1 protein-coding gene and 1 pseudogene are annotated in these 2,268 nt (G+C 72.4%); both read right to left on the reverse strand.

The annotated features are described in order from the left end of the window. Positions 1-72: 72 nt before the first annotated feature. Positions 73-1,617, reverse strand: a complete 1,545-nt coding sequence (locus tag CCL05_RS41235; RefSeq protein ID WP_086565692.1) for a substrate-binding domain-containing protein — start codon at positions 1,615-1,617, stop codon at positions 73-75. Positions 1,618-1,744: 127 nt separating this feature from the next. After that, positions 1,745-2,268, reverse strand: a pseudogene (locus CCL05_RS41240) (serine/threonine protein kinase); the annotation flags it as partial.

The raw sequence follows: 2,268 nt of genomic DNA on the forward strand, positions 1-2,268 counted from the left end.
TCACCTGGGCTCCGGCGGCCGAACATGCCCCGGCAGCGGCCGCCGGAGCCCAGGTGACCGGTGGATCGGGGTTCAGTCCTGCGCGCACAGGGTCAGGCCCTCGGGGGTCCAGCACGGCAGATGGCCGTGGGTGCGGATGACGTCCTGGCCGTTGCCGCGGGCGAGGTAGGTGAGGAAGCTCGACGCCAGGGAGTCGGCCGGGGGGCGGCCGTAGGTGTAGGCGTACTCGATCTCGCGGTAGGGGTAGTCGCTCGTGCCGCGTTCGAGGGCGTCGACGGAGGCCGGGTCGCCGTCCAGGCGCAGGGAGTGCAGGCCCTTGGCGCGCTCGGCCAGGTTGAGTTCGCTGTAGCCGATGGCGCCCGGCAGGCCGGCGACCGTGGTCAGCACCTGGTCCGTCGAGTCGAGTTCGCAGCGGATGACGGCCGCCGTGGGGTCGTCCTTGTGGACGCAGTCGACGGAGGAGTTGGCGATCTCGCCCCGTCCCAGCACCCGGCGCTGGAACACCTGTCTCGTCCCGGAGTTGGCGTCGCGGCTGACCAGGTGCACGGGCAGGTCGGGCCCGCCGAGCTGCCGCCAGTTGCGGATCTCGCCCCGGTAGAGGCGTCGTACGTCGTTCGTGGACAGGTTCGTCAGGCGTACGTCGTCGTTGACCACGAGCGCGAAGACCGACACCGCCACCCGGTTCTCGCGCAGTTCGGGCAGGCCGGCCGGCTTGGGGCCGTCCGACAGGGCGACCGCCGGCGGTGAGCCCTGGCCGTCCCGCACCGCCTGCGCGCCGGCCGCCGCGAGCTCCCGTATCCCGGCCGTCGAGCCGTGGGGGTCCACGTCGATGACCGGGTCGCCGCCGCAGTCCCGCTCGTACTTCGCGGCCACCTCGCGCAGCACGGGCGCGAACGCGGTCGAACCGGTGAGGGTGAGCCTGCCGCCCGCGCAGCCGATCGGGGGCGGGGTGTCGTCCTGGGCGACGACGATCGCCGCCAGGGTGACCACGCACAGCGTGAGCATGATGGTGATCAGCCGGGCGGCCCGGCTGAACAGCGGCGGTTTGTCGTCCGGGGCGGCGGCGCGGTTGGGACGCACCTCGCCCTCCCGCAGGCCCCCTGTCAGCCGCACCTCTCGCCCCACGTCGCCGCCGGACAGCAGCACGAGGAGTTTGAAGTAGTCGCCGCGGTTGAGCGGGACGCGCGGGATGCGCAGCGTGTTGTCCTCGTAGCCGAAGCCCCGGGCCGCGGTGAAGTGGTCCATGAGGTGCTCGGTGTCGGAGGGTTGGGTGACCGAGACCCCGCGGATGGTGCGGTCGGTGAACACCGCGGTGAGGCCGTGGACTTCGGGCCCCGTGTAGTCGTCGCGGTCGACGGCCAGTGAGCCGTCGTTCTCGATGCGCAGCAGCACCAGGGTCGCGTCCGTCATGTCGGGCGCCTCGTCGAAAAGCCCCAGTCTGCGGTTGGCGCGGCCGGAGCGCACGTCGTCGCCGATGGGGTTGTCCATCTGCACGCGGTAGCCGATCCTCTTGCGGCGCGGCACCCGGCGCTCGTACCAGACCATGACGCCCGAGGCGATGATGCCGAGGACGGCCGTCGCCACGGCCACGAGGTTCTCCGCGCTCAGCCACTCCATCGTCGGTGCCCCCGCTGCCGGCCGCATGCGATCGTCCGGTCACCGTACGGCTGTACGAGCGGGTATCCGGTTTTCGTCGGCCGGAATTCGCCCGACGTTCAACTACCTCGCGCCCACGAGGAGTTGGTCACTGCCTCGTGTACGTCAGCCGCTCCCCGCTGCTCGTGTTGACGCGCTGGAGCGTGCCGTCCGGCAGGAGGGTGACCTCGGTGGCGGCGCCCGGAGTGCAGGCGGTGCGCGGCTGCCCGGCCTTCACGGTGGACGGGCCGATCCTCAGCGTGCCGTCGGCGCCCGGTTCCGCGGTCAACTGCCCCTCGAACACACAGTGGTAGCTGCCGCCGTCCTTGGTCGGGCCGTCGGCCACGAGGGACAAAACCGTGTCGCCCGGTCGACCCTGCTGGAGGGTGAGCGAACGGCTGTGCTCGCCGTCGGCGTTGTCGATGGTCGTGGTCCAGGTGCCGAGATACCCGGTCGGGATCGTGCCGTCCGCCGGAGAGGCGGAGGTGTCCGGCTGGGAGGTCGTCGGGGACGGGCCCGGCGTGGTCGGGGGCGCGCCGGTGCTCTGCGTGGGGGCGGGGCCGGCGTCGCCCTGGTCGCCTCCCCCGCCCTGCATCAGCGCGTACACCGAGCCGCCCGCGGCCAGCGCGACGA

Source organism: Streptomyces africanus (genome assembly GCF_002150735.1).
Taxonomy (GTDB): Bacteria; Actinomycetota; Actinomycetes; order Streptomycetales; family Streptomycetaceae; genus Streptomyces; species Streptomyces africanus.